General features: G+C 51.9%; 14 protein-coding genes and 2 pseudogenes. 7 read left to right on the plus strand and 9 right to left on the minus strand.

The genetic code is table 11. The features are described from left to right. Window positions 1-13: 13 nt before the first annotated feature. On the minus strand, window positions 14-505 hold the full coding sequence (locus CV102_RS17505; RefSeq protein ID WP_148859282.1) for a hypothetical protein: 492 nt from the start codon (window positions 503-505) through the stop codon (window positions 14-16). A 53-nt stretch (window positions 506-558) separates the two neighbouring features. Further along, window positions 559-771, minus strand: a complete 213-nt coding sequence (locus tag CV102_RS17510; protein WP_222863710.1) for a hypothetical protein — start codon at window positions 769-771, stop codon at window positions 559-561. A 41-nt stretch (window positions 772-812) separates the two neighbouring features. Here CV102_RS17510 and CV102_RS17515 point away from each other — a divergent pair, with 41 nt between their 5' ends. The 3 genes from CV102_RS17515 to CV102_RS17525 all read left to right on the plus strand — a co-directional run bounded on the left by CV102_RS17515 (window position 813) and on the right by CV102_RS17525 (window position 4,773). Beyond that, on the plus strand, window positions 813-2,060 hold the full coding sequence (locus tag CV102_RS17515; protein ID WP_148859283.1) for an AAA family ATPase: 1,248 nt from the start codon (window positions 813-815) through the stop codon (window positions 2,058-2,060). Further along, window positions 2,053-3,813: a 5-methylcytosine restriction system specificity protein McrC gene (locus tag CV102_RS17520; RefSeq protein WP_148859284.1), complete on the plus strand. Its 1,761-nt coding sequence runs from the start codon at window positions 2,053-2,055 to the stop codon at window positions 3,811-3,813. Before CV102_RS17515 ends, CV102_RS17520 begins: the two co-directional genes overlap by 8 nt. Before the next feature lie 222 nt (window positions 3,814-4,035). Then, window positions 4,036-4,773, plus strand: a complete 738-nt coding sequence (locus CV102_RS17525; protein WP_148859285.1) for a hypothetical protein — start codon at window positions 4,036-4,038, stop codon at window positions 4,771-4,773. Between the two features lie 59 nt (window positions 4,774-4,832). Here the strand turns inward: CV102_RS17525 and CV102_RS17530 are convergent, their stop codons facing one another. From CV102_RS17530 to CV102_RS17540, 3 genes are read right to left on the minus strand one after another with little or no spacing between them, the layout of a single operon-like run. Beyond that, entirely contained in the window at window positions 4,833-5,216 is a 384-nt protein-coding gene (locus tag CV102_RS17530; protein ID WP_148859286.1) for a hypothetical protein, read from the minus strand. 2 nt (window positions 5,217-5,218) lie between these two features. Beyond that, window positions 5,219-7,888 carry a DUF1156 domain-containing protein gene (locus CV102_RS17535; protein WP_148859287.1) on the minus strand — a complete coding sequence of 890 codons (2,670 nt, stop codon included), beginning with the start codon at window positions 7,886-7,888 and terminating at the stop codon, window positions 5,219-5,221. 4 nt (window positions 7,889-7,892) lie between these two features. Beyond that, on the minus strand, window positions 7,893-11,099 hold the full coding sequence (locus CV102_RS17540; protein ID WP_148859288.1) for a DUF499 domain-containing protein: 3,207 nt from the start codon (window positions 11,097-11,099) through the stop codon (window positions 7,893-7,895). Window positions 11,100-11,240: 141 nt separating this feature from the next. Between CV102_RS17540 and CV102_RS17545 the strand changes: the two genes are divergently transcribed. The 3 genes and pseudogenes from CV102_RS17545 (at window position 11,241) to CV102_RS17555 (ending at window position 15,706) form a co-directional block, all read left to right on the plus strand. Beyond that, window positions 11,241-12,992, plus strand: coding sequence for a DEAD/DEAH box helicase (locus tag CV102_RS17545; RefSeq protein WP_148859289.1), 1,752 nt, complete (start codon window positions 11,241-11,243; stop codon window positions 12,990-12,992). Then, window positions 12,985-14,154 carry a hypothetical protein gene (locus CV102_RS17550; protein WP_148859290.1) on the plus strand — a complete coding sequence of 390 codons (1,170 nt, stop codon included), beginning with the start codon at window positions 12,985-12,987 and terminating at the stop codon, window positions 14,152-14,154. The genes CV102_RS17545 and CV102_RS17550 overlap by 8 nt, the downstream gene beginning before the upstream one ends. A 383-nt stretch (window positions 14,155-14,537) precedes the next feature. Then, a pseudogene (locus CV102_RS17555) lies at window positions 14,538-15,706 on the plus strand (ISH3 family transposase). Window positions 15,707-15,885: 179 nt separating this feature from the next. Here CV102_RS17555 and CV102_RS17560 read toward each other — a convergent pair. Next, window positions 15,886-16,875: a hypothetical protein gene (locus tag CV102_RS17560; RefSeq protein ID WP_148859291.1), complete on the minus strand. Its 990-nt coding sequence runs from the start codon at window positions 16,873-16,875 to the stop codon at window positions 15,886-15,888. A gap of 54 nt (window positions 16,876-16,929) precedes the next feature. On the opposite strand from CV102_RS17560, the gene CV102_RS17565 reads away from it, so the two are divergent. Next, window positions 16,930-17,787: a hypothetical protein gene (locus CV102_RS17565; protein ID WP_148859292.1), complete on the plus strand. Its 858-nt coding sequence runs from the start codon at window positions 16,930-16,932 to the stop codon at window positions 17,785-17,787. Here the strand turns inward: CV102_RS17565 and CV102_RS17570 are convergent. The 3 genes and pseudogenes from CV102_RS17570 to CV102_RS17580 form a co-directional block, all read right to left on the minus strand. After that, window positions 17,784-18,464: a hypothetical protein gene (locus CV102_RS17570; RefSeq protein ID WP_148859293.1), complete on the minus strand. Its 681-nt coding sequence runs from the start codon at window positions 18,462-18,464 to the stop codon at window positions 17,784-17,786. The two genes, CV102_RS17565 and CV102_RS17570, sit on opposite strands and share 4 nt — an antisense overlap. 78 nt (window positions 18,465-18,542) lie before the next feature. Further along, window positions 18,543-19,219: pseudogene (locus CV102_RS17575) on the minus strand (IS6 family transposase). A gap of 78 nt (window positions 19,220-19,297) precedes the next feature. Next, window positions 19,298-20,410 (minus strand): hypothetical protein, encoded by a 1,113-nt coding sequence (locus CV102_RS17580; protein ID WP_148859294.1) that lies wholly within the window; start codon window positions 20,408-20,410, stop codon window positions 19,298-19,300. Between the last annotated feature and the right edge of the window lie 31 nt (window positions 20,411-20,441).

A 20,441-nucleotide genomic window follows, 5' to 3' on the forward strand; every position in this document is an offset into this window, starting at 1 on the left:
CTTCGTCGGCTTGTCACGCTACCTGATGGAGAAACGTTGATTTCGAGGCATCTCCCATGGCCCGGTCGTACTCTCCTATAATTTCATCGGTACTCCACACTTCCGAATCGTCGACGGACTCGAGGTCACCGTCGTACCACTGGTAGAGATGGCGCACTGTCGCCGATTCGTTCTGATTGTCGTAGTGCTCTACTTTCGAGATCGTGACGCCTTGTCCTGGATCTTGTACGAGGAAATGTTGGCCCTCTTGCACAGCTCCGTCTGGATCTTCGACGAAGTGAATTCCGTTGACCCACAGATGCAGCGGTGAATCATCTACTAACACGAAGTCCGCTGCGGGGAAGGCGTAGTTAGCCGCCTCTTGACTTCGGTCGTTCTGGCTGATCAGTGTTCTCGGCTTGTTAGTCGATTGTTGGTTCATGTGGTTACTCAAGCTTGCATTGGTATTCAAAACCGACAGTGATAGATCTTGATCAGAAGAAAGGCCGGTAATCGCGACGAGCATACGTGAACACTACACAATTCAAGGCAGTCCAGAGGTGAGATGCCACTCTCATATTAGATCGGGAGCGTCGAGCAGCGACTCTTGATCTCGGGAGCGAGCGAAATTACCTGGGCTTTCCGACGGAGTTCCTTTCGCCGCGTCTCAATCCGGTCTTCGAGTTTGGACAACCGACGTCGTTGGCCTCTGATCGCGATGTCCATATCGGATCCCGCCTCCGCTCGCTGCTCGTACTCGGCGATAAACTCCTCGACTCGATGATCTCTCATGCTATCAACTAACTTTTTAGTCTCTAGCTTACTTTCTCCTAATAATGAATGATTCAGAGGACAGTTACTCGCTCGAAGATGTCAAGAAGAATTTGAACGTTCTCCGTGAGGTTCCAGGGCGGGTTGTAAATGCAATCGAGAATGCGGCCGAAGAACGTGTACTCGACTATCTCATCAGGGAGCAGCAGCTTGATACACTCCACGACGGAAAGCGGGGGATCGGACAAATTCGCCGAGCCGTTCTCAAGTCCGATCTCGCTTCCGAGGATCTCAAGCGTCTCGTTATCACGAGGAACGACAATACTCCAGAAACAGTTCTCGTTCCAGACGAAGTATATCGGAACGCGAAAGTCGCACTGAAGACCGGAAAACCGGTCGTTCTGTATGGACCGACCGGAACTGGGAAGACAACCTTCGCGAAGCAACTCGCTCTCGAGCACTCAATCGGCTACTCACTCAACACGGCCACTCCATCGTGGACAGCGAAAGACATCATCGGTGGGATCGGACCGAATTTGAGCGGGCATCGGCTCAATTATCAAACGGAACTCGGGTGCGTTTCCGAGGCGGTGAAACGCTCCGAGGATTTCGATATCGACTACACGGTCATTCTCGACGAGATCACTCGCGCTGACATCTCCAAGATTTTCGGCCCGCTCTACACCGCGATCGAGAATCCGCAGCAGGAACTCATCGAAACCGACGACGGAGAGCCGATTACCCTGAAAGAGAACGTGAACATCATCTGTACGATGAACATGTCTGACCGGACGGTAAATGAGTTAGACAACGCGATCACCCGTCGGTTCGCAATGATCGAGGTCGACCAGTACAGCGACGATAGCCGTCGGAGGCTCTTCGAGAAATTCATCGACGAGCACATCGAGAAGGCCAACTCGTCCGGTTCGCCACAGATAGAGGAGTCGCGGCTTCGGGAACTCTTCGAGATGGACTACCTCGGCATCAACGAAGGAAATGACCAGACGTCACAGGGCCCGATCATGCGGTTCGGTCCGATGCACTACGAAGACGTCACGAAGTTCATCGGCGAATCGACGAACGATCCGGCGTTGTACCTCGACAACCCTGGAGAAGCAGTCGGGCAAGCGTTCCGAACGTACATTGTCCCGCGCCTCCTGAACTCGGCAGCATTTCCGCAGATCGAACGGATCGAAAACCACTATCGCGAGCTCAACGACGAATTCGGGGAGTACGATCTGACCCCTGCGGCCGATCTCGCTAAGCGCGAACTCGAGGCCGAGCAGCGTCAACTGGGATCCTATGAGTAGTGACGACGGGCACTACAGCTACGGTTCCAAGACGTTCGACGTTCCAGAGCGTGGCGAGATCTGTATCGAAGACTGTCCGGAGTCGATCGTCGAGCAACTCGAGCGGGCCTCGTTCGAACGCGTCAGCCCGAACGTCTTCAGGAAAACGCAGGAAACATTCGACGAAGACACCGAATATACGGTCCTCACGGCCACCGTCGACGGGTCGATGCTCCGAGTCGAAGCACGGGACGTTGTGGGTATCGTCAGTCTCACACCGACGGCGAAGGTGCAGATCAATCCAAAGATCGACTGGGAACCGGTTTTCGACATGGTGCTCGCTGTCTACGATCAGAACCGATCGCTCGAGTATCGCGGCGTTCCGCTGGAGAACTTCCTCGCGGACGACATCGAACTCTCGGATATCTTTTTGATCCTCGCGCTCAATTACTTGGAAGGAATCGACGTCATTCACCGGAGCGGATTCATCCGCGATCTCGAAACTCGGCGGGCGGATCTCGACGATGTCCGTGGGGAGATCGACGTCGAGCAAACCCTCGTAAACCGCGCAGAAGGACGTACACAGCACCATTGTGTTTTGAAAGAGGTCGAGTACGATAACCCAGCGAACTCGCTGCTTCATTATGCCGGAACAGTGTTGCTCCGACTCTTTCGAGACCATGCCGACGAGTATAATTATCCTGGATACAATCACATCTTCTCACAGGTACATCGAGAACTACGCAAACTCGAGGATCTCGGAGTGTCCAGCTCCCCACGACGGATCGGGGAGTATCGCTCGTTCTCGGTATACGACCTCCCGAGGGAACGCCACTACTACCGGAAGGCACTGGATGTCTCGAAGGCGATCGCCACCTCGTCTCTCAGTCGGCAGCTCGAACGGGGGCAGCGTGAGTTGACGATCGACTACGTCATCAATATGGAGTCACTGTTCGAACTGTATTCGCAAGTCGTCCTCGAACAGCAACTCGAGCGGATCAAGACATACGATCATCGCAACGATCTCGTCGACGTGACCGCTGTGCGGTCGCCGTCGGTAAAGCCGTTCGACGACGAGGCCGAGATCTACCATCAACCCGATCACGCGATCCAGCGGGGCACCGAGACGCTTGCGATCCTGGACTCGAAGTACTACGCTGACGGTCACGACCCAGTCAAAGAGTCACCGTCGCGATCGCGGCTGTTCAGTTACGCGTATCTGCTTCAGGCCACGTCTCTCGGGTTCCTGTGTCCCTTGCTCGAACCCATGCGGCGGACGGTTGCACAGACGGGTGCAGAACTACAGATCGTTGCACCTGACGACGAGCGGTTCACCCTCCCATCGTACAAGGATGCTATTTACGAGTACCTCTACACTGTTCTCGTTGCGGAGTACCCGGAACTCGAGCCGTTCCGTGCGGTCGACGATAATGAACTCTGTCTCGATGGTATCGACGAGACCGATCTCGGTCGGGCCCGGGAAATGAGTAGTCCATTCGCGTTCAAAGACACGAGGGAATTTTCCCTGCGGGTTGTCAAAGCAGCGGCCGATCAACACTCGTGGAACGTGCGCAATCGGAAGGATCTAGAGCAGGATGGCGAGTGGACGCGCGAACAGATCGAGACGAGGTGCGGCGAACAATACAAACACACGACGACCTGTATTCCGGTGTTCCGTTGGGACGATGGTGCGGAGTGGATTGATCTCTACTTCCTCAATAACGGGACCGGAGACATAGAGCGAGAGCAGCCGCTTAAACTGCTCGAACGCTGAGTTAGACTCGTACCGTTCCGAGAGGATCGAGATGCAATTGGTACGTCTAGAGCAGCGTGTCAGTCTGCGTTCTACTCAGGTTCGTTGCAACAGGGTGGCGTTTGTATTACAGATACTGATATTCCGACTGTTCGTACATTATTTTCGCGCATCCATTAGCAAATGTATAGTCGCACACCGTGGTCCGTTAACAGTACCCTATGGAGGTCACCACAACCGTCGATGACGAGACCCGCCGACGGATCACTGATCACTATCGGATCGTACGCTGAGACGCATCAACAGATCTGGTCACAGCTCGAGACGATTCACGATCGGTTCAGCGCGACCGATCGGAACGGAAAGATTGCGTATCTCAAACTATCGTATATAAATGCTGTAATCAGTATCCGGACACCGGTCGACACGCATGAAGAAGCGCTACAACGGTTCATGACCGGTAGTGATCTCGAAACGGCGATGGAGTCTGTGAATTACCATCCACGGAAACGGGAGAGTATTCGCCAGATGATCAACGGTACTGACGTATGGCACGATATCTCATCTGTACTGGAGACTAGTGATCTGTATACGGTCCACGAAATAGCACTGAACCGACTCAAATTTGTTGGGACTGTGAAAGTGCCGTTCCTGTTCGCGAAGCTCGGGTACACACAGAAAATGTGTATCGACGGAAATGAAGCAAATCTTCTTGGGACGGATCGATCGCCCCAGATGAACGACATCGATCGCTACGAGCAACTCTGTCAGAAAATTCGTGATGAGTTTCCGGTATTGAGTGACGAATTAGAGCCGTTTCATCTCCACTGGGTGATTTTCGATCGACAGCGCTACCCGGATACTACTGGGTCCCAGAACGGGTCCCGACAATCCGAACCGGTTACGCACCACGACGCGTGGTTCGACGCCGCACTGCGTGACGAAAGCGAGATTCGACAACGCATGGAGACGATCGCGTAGCGTCGCATCACGGATCCGAAATCCGAACTGTGGACCAATCGACTTCAGTGCGGTCTATATTAGAACGGAGCGATCAGCCAATCTCCGTTCCCTTTCCGATCGAGTTGTGGGCCGAAGACGTCCTGTAGTGGATACAGTTCGCCGTCGTACCTCAGATCATAGGTTTTCCCGTTCCGATGGAACGACCCCTCGACGACGAATTGAACCGTTGGGTTCTGGTACTCCAAGTCAGTCGCTCGCTGATCCATCGATCGAGATAAGTTGGCGATCAAGTCAGCATTTTTCAGAGCCACGTCCAGTCCAACGACACTGACCTTGTCCGGAACGTCGTCGGTCTCAAGTTGCTGGACGAACCCCTCGGTCGGCATCTGGTGCTCGAACGTCTCGTACGCACCCTCAACGACGATGTTATACCGTCCCGGAATTTGACCTGGTCCTGCCATGGTTAGTAACTCGTGATGTCGCGATCGCCGAGGACGCGAGTGTAGGTGCCGTCACCGGTGACGTCGGCGAGTCGACCGGCAAGTTCGCGGAGATCGTCGTCAACGTCCCACTTGTCAACGTAGTTCTGGACCGCCTGTCCTTTCTCGTAGCGATACCGAAGGAACTGGAGTTTATCGAGGTTCGAGAGGTGATCGCCGCCGTCGCCGTTGGTTCGCTCCTGGATGTACGCTTGACGCTTCTCGTTGTCCCACGTGCCGAGTTCGAAGCCGTCGTCCTGGTTGTAGAGGTGTGTCTCCTTGAGGTCCTCCGGCGTGGCGTTGGTCCCGCGGCAAAGCTTGTTGACGTCGTCGAACGAGGGGCTCGATGTGTCGAGCAGGTCGATGAACACGTCCTCGACGCCGATGTCGCTGGCCTCCTGGATGATGCCGTAGATCTCTCGGACGACCTCCTTCGCGGTCATGATCTCGCCATCGCGCTGCACCTTCCCGTGGTGTTTGGAGTATTCTCGGAAACACGCGCCCATCTCCATCACGCCAATGTCGCCACGGGAGAGCTCGCGGTTCTCTTCGAGTTGCTTACGGGTGCGGCGGGCTGTGCGGTAGATGTCGCGGCGGAGCGAGTTCCAACTCGTTGAACCGCGGTCGTTTGCTGGTCGTGCAACGATGACGATATCAAACGAAACAGACTCTCCTAGAACTAATTTATTGAGATCTGCCGAAACAGGGTACGCAGCAGTCACTTCGAACCCAACTTCGCAAAGTGATTCTAACAGTTCACCCCAGGAATCCGAATCACTGTGGTGATAAGTGAAACAAAACACCCCGTCTTCCTTTAACGAATTTCTGACGGTAGCGAACGCTTGTTTGATTTCCTCCTCAAACTCCTCAACACCTTTCCCCTGTGACGGATTAGCTACAATACTGTCTGTTTTAGGAGTCTCGGTCGGTTCGAAGTGCTCGTACTCACTTTGGAGCACGACTCTGAGCCAAACGTAGAAGAAGTCAGAAAGTTCTGAATAGATGATATTGTCATAATACGGCGGATCAGAAATGACTGCATCAAATTCGTTTTCTTTATCGATGGTTCTGGCATCACCATACCGAAGTGTAGTATTTTCACCAATTGGTTTTCCAAATTCGGAAGATTCAATGCTTTCCCCATCTTCGACATACCTCTCAGTCGGTGCCGAGGAATACCTGATTCCCCGCAGAAGCTTTCTCCACGTGGATTCGAAAGTACCTCTGCCGTACTCTGTCCCCCAAACGTTATTCTCGACGAAGTCCATTTGGGGATCAAATGCATTGCTCTTAAATACCCCCTCAACCTTGTTCGCAGAGAGATTGTAGATAGTGAATGTATTCTGAAACATCAGGGAATCGGAGAAGGCGAGCAATAGGTACTCTTTCAGATTCTGATTCTCTATTTCAGAGATTGATTTCAGTAATTTCGACAGTACGAGCTTCTGCCGATCGTTAAACATATCTGACCACTTTTCGTATCCATGTTCGAACACATCACTTCCGTCGATAGACGACGACTGCGTTTTGGACCCCTCAGGAATGGGCAAGTCCGGTACGAATTGAGCCAATTCTTCTGATTCTTTCCATTCCTTCTCTGCAGCATCAGCCGACTCTAAATCGCTAGGTAGTGCTTCCCTGTAGCCCTTTACCTCGGAACGGTCTAGTCCGTCGGTGTCACAATGTTCACAGTAGTACTCCAAGGCATATAGACGCGTTCTGAATTCGCCCTGTTCCCCAATCGCGTCGGTGATGTCATACTTCTGACCACAATCAGGACAGTTGTACTTCCCACCACGTGAGACGTTCCCCTCCTTCGGAACGAAACCGTGTCCACAATCGTCGCAGACACTCTCAGACTGCCAGTCGTCCACCAGCGTAACAGTACCGCAGTCCGGACAGAAAACGTTATATTTGTCGTCGTCCTCGTAGCGTCCCTTTGCCACCCGGTAGTCTTTGAACAGCGGAACCGTATGCCCGCAGGAGACGCAGTCCAATTCCTTTACCCAAAAGTTGTACATCACGTCCGCATCGTGGTCACCATTGGGACAGGATGTCTTATAGTACTGCGTAATCTCATCAGCGACGTCTTCTTTTACCTGTGTGAAGGCCTCTTCCAACTCTTCGATATCGGTCTGGCCTGCTTCAAGTTCCTTCTTCGTGACAAACCACGCGACGGGGTTGAGGTCGTTGCCGACGGCCTCTGCGCCGAAGCGCGAGGCCTCGACGAGCGACGTCCCTCCGCCCATGAACGGATCGAGGACCTTCTTGTCCTCGACGCGGACGTCCTTTGTGTAGAGTTCCCAGAGGCTTTCGGGATCGCTCATATCGACGCGATCGATGATCGAGGTGATGTCCAGCTCCGTCTCGCCGTCACCGTCGCCCCACCCGGCGAGCGTTTCGTCCTCTTGTCCCGGTTCGAAAACCTCGACCTTCTCGGGATCGTCGAGGAGGGTGTACAGCGAGATCGTTCGGAAGACACAGCCCAGCCGGCGTGCCCACCACTTGTGCATCGTGTAGATGGGGCGATAGTACATCTTCGCCCGGCCCTCCTTCTCCGCAATCTCGTTCACGCGCTCGATTGGGAACCCCCGTTCGATCGGCAGTTCCGTCCGTTCCGACTCGTCATCTGACTGCTGAATTTCCTTGGACATCGATTTACTCGAAGCTAATTTCGATTTTCAGACTGCTCGCCCCGTCCGGCATCCGCTCGAACAGATCCTGGACCCTGGTGTACTCCTGTCCCGATCGGAGCGTCAGATTCACCTGCGTGCGCTCGACCTCTGCGGTCCCCTGCAGCGTTCCGGGCACGCCCTTCTTATCCGGGAGCATGAACGTCACGTCGCCGTAGTCGATGGCACCGCCCTGTTTCTCGTCCCGCCACTTGCGACGTAACTCCGCGACGTCGTCGCCGGTGAACTCGAATCGCCACCCATCACTGCCGCTATCGGGAACACGGAACGGATAGCCCGGCACCCAGTCGGCTGGATCGTCCGACCCTGTTGGCCCGACGACGTACGTTGGGTCGTCTTCGCGACCGAGATTCTGGAGCAGGAACGTCTCCACCATATCCTCGGTGACGGTGCTATCAAACCGATCGCAGATCTTGTTCACCGTGAACTGGCTCCCCGCCTCGAGGTCCCCGATGTACTCGAGAATCTTCGTCCCAATCCGATCGGATACCGTCGGCACGAGCTTGACGGTCGTCGGGTCCCGATCGCCCAGCGTCTCGAGGTACCGTCCACCAGCCTCCAGGACGTACTCGTCGACCAAGAAGTCGTTCACCGCCTCGCGGGCCGCGCTCTCAGTCTCGTCCGGCGGCAGGAAGACCGCCTCGTCGGCGCGGATCTCGCCGATAATCGTCTCGAGGGGGGCGTATCCGTCCTGGTCGATCTTCGTTTTGATCTGCTCGGAAAGCTGTGTCGCACCAACCTCCGCCGCACCGCTGATGTCCCGCAGCGTCGCATCCGACTGTGGCTTCTCGAGGATTTCGTTCCCACGAATGATAACGTACTGGTCCTCATGGCCCAACCGACCGATTGCCCGCATCACCACGTCGTGGCTGTCGCCGTCGATCCACACCTCGCCGTCCTCGAGCAATTCGAGTTCGAAGTCGCCGATATCGATCGCCGTGGTACCGCTACCGAAGCGCTGTCGAAGTTCCTGTTCGACGTCGTCCACGTCCCACGTCTTCACGGCGCCCTTCCGGATGAGCATCGTGTCGAGCGAACTCCCCGAAAGATCGTTACGGAATCCGCCGGAATCGCGGGCCAGCACCGGCTTGTCTTGTACCCCCTCGACGGTCGCGTTGAGGACGTCGTTCGCGCTGCCCGGAATCGGCAGTTCCGGCGTGCGCAGGAACTCCTCGTAGACGCTCTCGATCGAGATTTCGCCCTTCCGATCGAGCAGGTCCTCGGCGATCGTCCACACGTGACTTCGGAGGTCGAAGGGATCGGCAGCCGCTGCGTCAGCGATATTCGCTGCGTTGAGTTCGTCATTGTCTCCGACGAACACGTCGAGATCCATCGGCGCGGCCAGGTCAAACTCGTTCAGAAGGTCGTTTCCGTCGATGGTCTCGCCGTAGAGGAGTTGCAGCTCTTCGCGAAGCTCGTTCTCCTCCTGTGCCTTCATATCGCGGATGGATTCCCGAATTTCGTCGTCGAGGGAGTCGTCCGCGAGCACCTGGCGCGCCCCCTCGATGTATCGCGCCTTGTCGATGTAGCGCGTTCCTGACTCGATCGCCTTTTTGCCGGACGGCTGGACGAACACGAGTGTATTTCGCCACTCCCGGCCGCGCCCGTCGTTTGTGATGACGCGCTTCACCTCGTCTTGCGTCCACTGGCTGTCCTTAACGACGACTTTGATATCCCGGTCGTCGGGAACATTCTGAATGTCGTCGGTGCGGAAGCCGACGGGGCACGCACTCGATCCGAAGATCTCGCCGACAATGTCTGCGATTTCGGCCTTGGCCGATCGTTCGGAGACATCGACAGCGGCGTTCCTGATGAGGGCATTCGGATTCTGCCGATCGCGGATGGCGTACTTTCCGTTGAGTTTGTGCAAGTGCCACGCGACCCCGTGCAGTCGCTCAAGGTTGAGCACGACGTCAGAAATCAGGCTGCCTGTTTCGTACGTCCCCATAACGATTTCCGAGGTGTCTGCCCCTTCGCCTTCGCTGGGCTTGAGCGAGTAGAGCAGAATCGTATTCAGGATGCGGCGGCCGTACGGGACCTCGTTCTCGTCGATTCGGCTTTTGATATCACTTGTCGCCGCGTTGAGCCGCTCATAATTGATTTTCGCGAGTTCGTCCTCGAACTCGATGGCGTCGATGTCGCCATGTGTAATGAGATCGGTCTTATCACGCATCTCGAGGAGAACCTTCGAGAAGAGGTAAATCATCCCGCGCGTGTTCTGATTGTCGTCATCGGCGTAGTACCGGGTCTCGAGTGCATCCAGAAGAACGGGATGGAATGGGTAGAGATCGTGCATCTCCGACAGTAGGCCATCGGGGACATCGACGTGACCCTCAGCTTTGTCGTAGGCGTCGTAGTATCCGTTGACGATCTCACGCGCAGCGGACTCGTCAACGGAATCGATCAGGCGGTGTCGAAGGACCTCGCGTTTGTCCACCTGATTATTCATATTGACCTCGACAGCTTGCTCGCGATTCAGAATCTCGTGAACCTCGGACTCCTCGCGAAGCACGGAGACGATCGTGTAGAGTTCGAGATCGGAGAGTGCAGTCGATTCCAGCAGTGCCTGGAGAAAGCCTTTGTTTGCGCTTTTGCGGTCACCGCTGAGGGTATCGAACCAGTCCTCGAGTTCGTCGACGATGAAGGCGACCGTCTTGTCCCCGACAGCTTTTTCGATCGTCTTCATGTCCGGGTAGCCCCCTGACTCGTACGTATCGGGCTCGTATTCGAGCGCCTCGAAGAGGGGTTCCCAGAGGTACTCGTACTGCTCGTTTTGCATCGCAACCGTGACCGGGACGGCATCCTCCGGAAGGGAATCTGCAACACCCTCAATCTCACCATCGGCCCATGCGCTAGCAGCGTGAGGATTAGCAAAACAGTGGTAGAGAGCAACCATCTGGTGTGACTTCCCACTCCCATAGGGTCCGTAGAGAATGTGAGTACCACGGGGGTCCTCTCCGGTCAAGGAATCGCGGAGAATCGTGAGGGCTTCTCGAAGTCCGCGGGTCATCAGCGTCCGTTCGAAAAAGAGCTCGGCGTCGGATTCGAACTCGCTCTCGTCATCGACATTGTAGAGCTTTACTTGCCCATCGATTTGGCCTTCTTCTCGGAGTTCACGGCTTAACGTAACCGTGTCGCCGATCGTTCGAGACAAAGGTTTAGTCTGCGCCATATGAATGTTAAGAGAATTTGTATGTCATGGACGCATAAGCATTGTGGGACGAATTTCAACTTCATCTATAACTTTCTCTGCCTGCCTCTGACCAATCTATAACCCAGAATAAATATACAATAGAAGTGAATTTTCAAATATATGGCTGACTACGACCTCGTTGGCGTTGAGGTCACTCACGAGGATCCAGACCCGCTTCTGAAACGATCAGAGGAGAAAGAGAGCGGCGAACATCTCCATACTGTTCAAGCCCTCCGGCTTGAGGCAGGTCAGCCGGACTCCGAACTTCGGTCTCTGAAGAAACTCGATGATGAGTCTGTAAAGCTTCTCGAGCATCAAGTCGATGCGGCCTACCGAGCGCTATTTGAAATGGATGGGAAAGCACTCCTGGCCGATGAAGTCGGCCTCGGGAAGACTATCGAGGTCGGAATGATTCTCAAGGAGATGCATTACCGTGCGACCGATGACTCGGTACTCGTTCTAACGCCGGCCCAGTTAGCAAAGCAATGGCAAGGCGAATTGTTGGAGAAGTTTGGTCTCGACTTCGTTTGTAACTATGACGATGAGTTCGACGGTTTTGATTCACACGACCATATCATCGCGAGTATCGACACCGCGAAAAGCGATCGGTACCGCGAAACCGTCCTCGAGAGAGACTGGAACGTTCTGGTTCTCGACGAGGCCCACTACGTTAAAAACGAAGAAACGGATCGATATGATCTAATCGATGCTCTCACCTACGATTATGCCTTCTTTCTCACCGCGACTCCGATTCAGAACGAGCTAACCGATCTCTACAATATCATTTCGCTACTTCGACCCGGACTATTCGGTAGCAGAGACGCCTTTCACCATTATTTCGTGAACAACAGTCAGGAGACACTCGTAAACCGGGAGGAGTTGCAGGACCGTCTCAACAGAGTCATGATCAGAAACAAACGAGCCGAGACGGATATCGATTTTACAGAACGAAATATCGATACCCGTACCTTCGAGACGACGTGCGAGGAACGGCAACTCTACGAGGCGGTTTCGGACTACGTTCGTGGAGCCTATAGCGAAGATCAGGGGCAAAAGCTGGTCCTAATGCTCCTCCAGAAGGAGGTAGTTAGTAGCCCAGCAGCACTCGAGCAGACGATTGAGAAGCGACTTCACGAGCAATCAGAACTCACTCATGCCGACGAATTGGAGTCAATTCTCGATCTGATCGAGAACATCGAGACGGTCACGAAGCAGGACCGATTACTCGATATCGTCGAAGAGGCACGCGAGCACGTCGAAATGGGTCGTGTCATCGTATTCACTCAGTTCCGAGCGACGCAACGAGAAATCCTCGACCGACTGGCTACTGAGGGGTACACTACCCATGCGTTCCACGGCGGCCATTCGAGTCAAGAGAAGGAGGGGATTGTGGCGAATTTCGAAGAAGAAGGGGGTGTGTTAGTGTCAACAGATGCAATGAGCGAAGGCCGAAATCTCCAGTTCTGTAATATCATGGTCAACTACGACTTACCCTGGAACCCGATGAAAGTAGAGCAACGAATCGGGCGCATCCATCGGATCGGTCAGAAACGGGAGGTCTACGTCTTCAATATGGCGCTTGAGAATACTATCGAAGAATACGTGCTCGATCGCCTCTACCACAAGATCGATCTTTTCCAGCAAACTGTCGGCGAGCTAAGCGCAATTCTCACGCGGCTCGAAGACTCCAGTACGAGCTTCGAAGACGAAATCTTCGAACGCTTGGTCGAGGCCGATTCAGAGATCACCCTCGAGAACGATTTCGATGCGATGGCTGTCGACCTCCAAGAACAGCAAGACCTCGCGGAGAAACTCGAGGAGTTCAACAACGGCGTATTCGAGGGCTTCGATCTGGGGGCGAGCGATGACTGACGCAACGTTTGCAGTGACACAATCCAAAGTTGAGCAGTTCACGCGACAGTACCTCGAATCACTCGGCTGTTCGATCGACGACCGAGGACAGGAATGGGCCGTAGCCGTTCCCGAAGATGCGAACACCACCATCGAGCCCGGCGAATTCACGCTCGTTCGTTCGGCCGACGAGGAAGAATTGGATGAAGACGAGCGGTTCCTCCATCCCGAGAGCACGTTCTTCCAGGAATTAGTAGAGGAAGCTGCTGATCGCGCACCGATCGGCTCGATGACGCTAACCGCTGACGACGTCGATATTCGAATCCCCGAGTGGATAACCGAAAGCGACGCCGAAGTAGGCGACACCTCGTTTACTCCCTATTACGATCGAACGGCGCTAACTGTTCTGTTTCGTGTAAGCATCGAAACGGTCAGCGAGTACCAAACGCAACTCCTCCGTGCAATTTCGCTCGACATCCGCTCGAAGGAGCCGGTACCGGAGATCACGAACGAATATCTCGAGCGAACGGATATGGGGGGTGGGGACTTGCACGAACGGACTGATGAGCTGTCGGAAGAGCGACTACATGATCTTCTCACGACTGCAAGTGAGGAAGTTCAAGAGCAAGTCCAGCCCGATATCGATGAGATTCATGACGATGCATCTCGAGCCGCTGATGTCGAACTCGAGGACTACCGCCGGTTACAGGAGCAGCGGATCAGCGAACTCGAAGAGGAAATCGCGAGACTCGGGGATCGGATTACGGAGTTACGTGATACGCTACAGCAGACTGATGCGGAAGCGGATCGGATGGATGTTCTTCGACGGCGGAAACAGTGTAAAGAAGAGCATGATGAGCTCCAGGCGAAGGTACAGAATCTCCGTCGTCAACGCGAAGCCGGCTTTCCCGAGAAGCAGCAGGAAATTCGCAATCGGCATGCGCTTGATGTCACTATTGAACCCATGTCTCTCGCCCTTCTCGACTACGAGAAAGGTGAGTTAGAGATTACAATTCGCCAGGGACGGAGCGAACGCACATTCCTTGTGGCATATGGAAGCGGTGTCGGAGTTACTGAAGCGGTCGAGTGTGAAATATGCGGTCACGAACTTAGCTCCGAGAATTCTGCTCTTCTTGAGAACGGGGATATCTTCGGAGAAGGGTGCTGTGGAATGCATGGATAGTAATTTACTCGAGCATTCTGATCCTGGTAGAGAACGCTGATGCTCTGGTGTTCTACCAAGTCGTTGAGAAAGAGAGCCGGTACAAGTCCAACAAACAATTTTTGGTAATCCAAAGTGTAGAGAAGGACTCTTGAAAGGTGCTGAAGTACGCGAAGGATTGCGTGCTCGAAGAGATGAACTTGTAAAAGGGTGATGCAGAATTCAACAATCGCCTGTTGCTTGTTATGCTGTGGATCGGGTGGAGAACTACGCAAACTGGGGATATAGACGAAGTGGATTTAGGAATCACACTTGCACTCTGGTATCGGGACCACGAAGACATCCACCAGGGAATCTCAGTACTTCACAAAGCTGGTTAGTTGAGACGTCTGCTTGCTGAAGTTGTGCCTAAGAACCCACAGCAAGCAGACGGTTCAATCCACGAGGACCAGCTCCTTAACTTCCTCGTCAACACGATTGACGAGGAAGTTTCTCTCGGTCTGAGCGATAATGCTCAAATCGATGCTGAGGACATTTACGAGGTCCTCGTCGGCGCGTGCGCCGACGGGACCTCGGTCTCTACACTCTGTGAGGACAGTGAAGACTCTCCTCACCAAAACACCGTTCTGTACCACCTCCGTGAGAAATTCGACCTCGAGTCGGTTGAACAAGTTGGGAACACGCTTCTTCAGAAGACGTACTCACTGTGCTTCCTGAGCAGGTGGAGGTCTGCGCAGACCTCCACCTGCGGCCCTACTACGGTGACGAAGACGACACAGACGGCCTCTACCACTCAGAAGCGAAACGTGGAACCACCGCGTTCCATGCCTATGCTACACTCTACGCGCGTGTACAGAACAAGCGGTATACGCTGGCGGTGCGCCGTCTCACCGACGGCGACACCGCCAGCAGCGTCCTCGCCGAGTTTCTCGGTATTCTCGACGGCCTTGACGCTGAGGTCAAGGCCGTCTATCTTGACCGTGAATTCTACGATAGCAAGTGTCTCACGCTGCTTCAGGCGCATAACCACGCCTACGTGATGCCGATCGTTCGCTGGGGAAAGACGATCAAGCAGGAACTCTCGGAAGGCTGGAGCCGCGTCATCCAGCACGATCTGACGGCGAAACTCGACGGTCACAGCTGGACCGTCGAGTTTCCCGTCTACATCGACTGTGCCTACCAGAATGGGCGATACGACGAACATGGGGTGGCGCGTCACAGCTACGCCGCTGACGCGCCGTTCATCAACTCACCACGAGACGCTCGATACCACTACGCGAAACGCTTCGGTATCGAGGCGACGTACCGTCTTTCCGAGCAAAGTATTGCAACAACGACGACACAAAATCCGGTGGTACGGCTGCTGTACGTTGTGGTGAGTTTGCTGTTACAGAACGTCTGGCGGTACTTGCACTGGGAGTACGTGGCGACGCCCCGCCGTGGCGGGCGTCGCCTCTGGTCCTGGTCGTTCAAGGAGTTCATCAAGATGCTGTGCCGGGCAACATGGACGGCCCTCGCGATGCGTCGGGCCGTCCCTGCAAATCGGCCACCGGACGATCGGTTCCACCGCTAAGGCCCAACCGAGCCAGCCTTCCTGCGAGTGGCAACGCCGTCGCGTCGGCGGCTGACCGCCGCCAACAGCGACGACTCTGCTCGGTCTTCGGGCAGAACTCCCGTCAATCACTACCGATAGGATGAAACTGCGGCTTCAGCCCAAGGAGCAGGAACGCTTTGTGAGGTACTGAATATTGATTAATACTCGCGGAAGTGCTCCATATATCGATCTTGTATATCAGCCATTAGTTCCTTCCCAAGTTCAAGATCTCCTACGTCCTCTACTTTCGCATATGCCATTTTCTCACCACCCATAACGGTCACATTGAAAAACTCATTCTTATAATTGACTCTGGTTGTAAGACCTTTGATAATATAATCGCCTTCTTCTGTCTGCTCCTCAATTAATTCATGTCCCGCGATATCGTCACCGTCAAGATCGATTTTTTTAATATCGCCAGATCCTGATGCTTCAGGATTATGTAATTTCACATTATCTGTATTGTATTTCACTGGTTCATCTTCCTGTCTGTCTCTGTCTTCTGAAAATGAATCGAGAAATGCATCCATTTTTTCAGATGCTTCATTGGGGGTCATAGTCAAACTCCCACAGACATTAATTCCAAAATTCGTCTTGCGATTAAATGCAGACCTAGCCTTTTGGACAGGAACAACACCTGTATTCTCAATTATAAGTAAATCTTTTTCAGGATTAATTCGAAAACGGACAGAATGTTCTTGCACAAAGTGTCTAACGTCACCTGAAAAGTCAAGATCTGTGTTCACATCTGAATAAATATATCTACCATGGATAACCCCGTTCTGTACATTATACTGAAAACCTTCATGCTCCCCAGATGCCTCAGGGTCATAAGCAACACTGTCAAGTGTGTTTTTAACTAAATCGACATCCAGGTTTTCCGGCTCTATTATGTTGAAGTAGGTTTCTGGGACACGCTCAACATTATCTTCAACGATCTGTTTCGATCGGATTATGAATGACTCTAGTTTCCCATCATTCCATTCAATCTCTTCAGTATAATATTCTTGAACTTGATTCCATCTCGTGAATTCCTTCTTTTCATCAAAGACCCGACGATGAACCCGTTGCATCCCTAAGAGATGTAAATTCGGCTCTAGGAAATTATTTATAACATCTAAGACCTTGTCAGTACGATTGTCAGACATTGGCAGATGATAGTCACGTTTACATGATAAAGGTTCCCCATATGATCTGTTCCCATGGATTCAGATGATGACTTGTTGGATGAGATAGTTCTTTTTCGACAAAGTATAGAAGAATCTTTGACTAAATCTGAAGCACAAGAGCGCGCAGCGCGACAAGATCGCATCAATGTTGCAGTTGCAATCGGTATTGTCACTACGTTTGTTGCAATGTCCTCATCAAATCAGGAAATGCTCCCATCACTCCAATGTGGATGGGGATATAGCGATATTTCTTGCGTTCTATATTATCACGCTATCGCAGCTGCAGGATATATACCAACGAAGTTGACAGTGATGAATTTCTATCCAATGACTGAATCAGAACGACTACAGTACATCAACGAGCACATATTGCCGGTTTTGTACGTATTCCTGCTCATTGGTGGGTCTATAGCAGCGTTTTTACTTTTGCTGAGCATACCAATAGTATTTCCTTGGTTGGTCCCATTGTTCTTCATAGGAGAGGCAGTCATCGCTTTGCCTTTGGGCCTCAAATACTCGAAGAAATATACAGAGACTATGCAAGAAGTCCGGGCCGAGATCTCCGAAGAACCGCTTCGCCCCTCTGGAGGTAGTGGCGAAGCTACCCGGTCTTTGAAAATAGAAAATACAACTTCTCAGGATATTGGACGGAACGAGATTGAAATTAGTATTGAAGCACCAACTGGTGTTGACGTCAATGTGCCTACCGCCATTCCTCGAGGTGAAGGACTATTCGTCTTTCCTTACTCTGTTGCTTCTGGAGATCGAAGAGATATCACTCTTGAAATTAGGAAAGAACTTGCTGAGAAAGGGAATGATTCCCTCCACGTTAAAGCGACCTATGATGATTTCGTGTTAATCGAGAAAGATTTGCCCTTGGATCAATTCTAAAATTCAGAATCAACTACATACGGTGCAATTTCATTTAAAAAGAAATTAACGAAGTCTTCTGTTTTATAGTCCGATGGCTGATATACTTCCACATATCCGCTTTCCGATGCAGTCATTTTAATCGCCTTATCCTGATATGGGAAATCTATCCCAATTTGGTTTTTGTTAGACAAATCTAGAACACTGCCAAATTCAGAGTCGTCCAACACCTGATTTCCGTATACTACTCCTTTTTCTGCGCGTCCACCAGTCCCATAAAACCCGAGTTGCCAAATTTCTCCGATTTCTTTATCATCTGTAAATGGCTCAAGTTGGATACGTGCCCGTTCTATATGTGCTGTGGTTAGTTTTCCAATTAAATCGTAACCAAATGTACCTTGACTATTTTCTACCAAAAGGAAGTCATCAGAGATCGCTAAAAATTCACTTGATTTAGTTACCGGGTCGAGTTCCGCAGTTTCACTGATCCCTTGGGAGCTAATTTCAGCATTTGATTCTTTCTTAAGGATTTCTGTAGCAACTTTACCTGAGTAGGCCGTTTTAGAGTCACTTAATTCGTAAGTATCTCTCACATCAACTGCCCGCTTTAGTTCGTAATCCCGGTCCGTTATCGTCCATATTTCCGACTCTAAATCGCTAAATTCGCCGTGGATCTTCCCGATGACGCCAGAATTCATGTCCACCCACAATTGTTTCTCACCTACATATAAATGTACGCTATAATGTTTTATGGACGAATGGACAAACGGCACTGTCTAGTTCAGCACCTCCTCGGCTGGCGTCTTTCCATCGAGCGACTGATGCGGTCTCTGGCGGTTATAATAATGTACGAACTGTTCAACCCACTCGCGTGCGCTTGCCCGACTGCCTACCCACGAATTATGGAAACGGTCGACTCGCATTTTGAGGGTGTGAAACCACTTTTCGATGAGGTTTCGGTCGGTGTAGTCCACCCGACCGTTCAATCCTAATCGAGCGATGGCAGTCCGATAGCCGAATTGATCGACGAGAAACTCAGCATCCGAGAGATCGTGTTTCTCGCGGAGTCCATGCAGAAACGCAGCTGCCGGATCGGTACCGTGCCGACCAAACAACGCGACATCGAGAATCAACTTTGTCTCGGTGTCTATTGCAGAATACAACCAAGACCACTCGCCGTTGATTTTGACAGCGGTTTCGTCGACAGCGACTCGCGACGGCGACGCCGTCGGCGGATCGCGTCCGCTGTCAGCTAACCGATGTACCAGTTCCAGACCGCTCCGTGAGAGCGCTCAACGCCTAATTCAGCGAGAATCGTTGTTGTCTCTCGAAGCGAACAACCGGTCTGGTGGAGGCGGACGGCGAACGCCCTGACGGGCGTCGCCGTCCGCTCGTTCTCCCACGATTCTTCTAAATCCGCGTCATAGCACTCGCTGAGCAGGTCTGCGAGCATTCTAGTCCAATTCACTCAACGACCTGCTCGTTCCTCAAACTGGCTCAACTAGACAGTGCCAATTCCTCCCGAAGATCCTCACGATAGGTCCTCATCTTCTCCTTTTATATCATAGACTCTTTTTAGTGTGTCTTCATATTTTTCACCTTCCCTAATATCAATATTCTCTCTAGAAAATTTATTAATTTCAGATAGGAAATCTATATCAAGCCAGGGAGAGACTTCTAATATATTCTCGTCTTTCTCATCGTAATGAATCGCATAGGACTTTCCGTTAGACTTTATTGTTTTTATTATTTCCCATTCAGAACATGATGAAAGAATGTCTCCAGGCATGATAACTTGCTCATCATTTTGAATAGTTATTTTTGATGCACGCTGCGACATATTTGATGCGTTCATTAGGATCGTGAGTTCATGCTGTCCAGAAGAAAATTCTGGTCGCTCAATCATATCGTAATCTCCGGGGGGATGGTGATTTTCATTATCATCCTCTACCGCAACCGCTGTTTTCACGATCTCGTCAAGCAGATCAACCCAGAAGAGATCAACTTGTTGTTCCTCACCTGGTGCGATATCTCGCTCAACAGGATTAATTTCACTCCATCGTGTATGATATTTCTTCTCTTTTATTCTACTACTTTCAAGTTTTACTGTACTATTCTTAGCGGTCGCTCTTCCTTCGTTTCGGACAATAGCTTGCACACCGATGCTGTTTGTTGCTTCATCATCCGAACGTATATCGTCAAATACATGCCAACTTTCCGGATATTTAGTAATACTAACTCCTTCAAGCACTAAGTGTGGCTTTTTCCAATATTTATTCAATTCAAATACAATTAGGGGAAAGACCCCAATAACTGAACCAATTATGACGGGGTCCACACCCTCATCAACAATGAATACAATGAAAGCTACAAACAAAGTTACTGCCATAACCAATTTAGAATATTGATAATGTCTCCTTTTCACGCCATAATATCTAGAAATACCTTGGCCAAGAGAATCATAGTCTGATCTAATTTTAGATAATGTAGCTAGAAATCGTTCATAGTATGGATATAGAGAAACCACGATATAAACTGTAACTAGATAAACAATAATCGCAAGAGCTGTTGGTGGTAGGGATTGAGCCGTTGGTGCAAAAAGCTCTCTAATCCACTGGATCCAATATAAAGTGTCAAACACCATTTTCTTCCCATCGTGTCTATAAGTGGTCTAC

This window comes from Natronococcus pandeyae (genome assembly GCF_008122205.1).
GTDB lineage: Archaea > Halobacteriota > Halobacteria > Halobacteriales > Natrialbaceae > Natronococcus > Natronococcus pandeyae.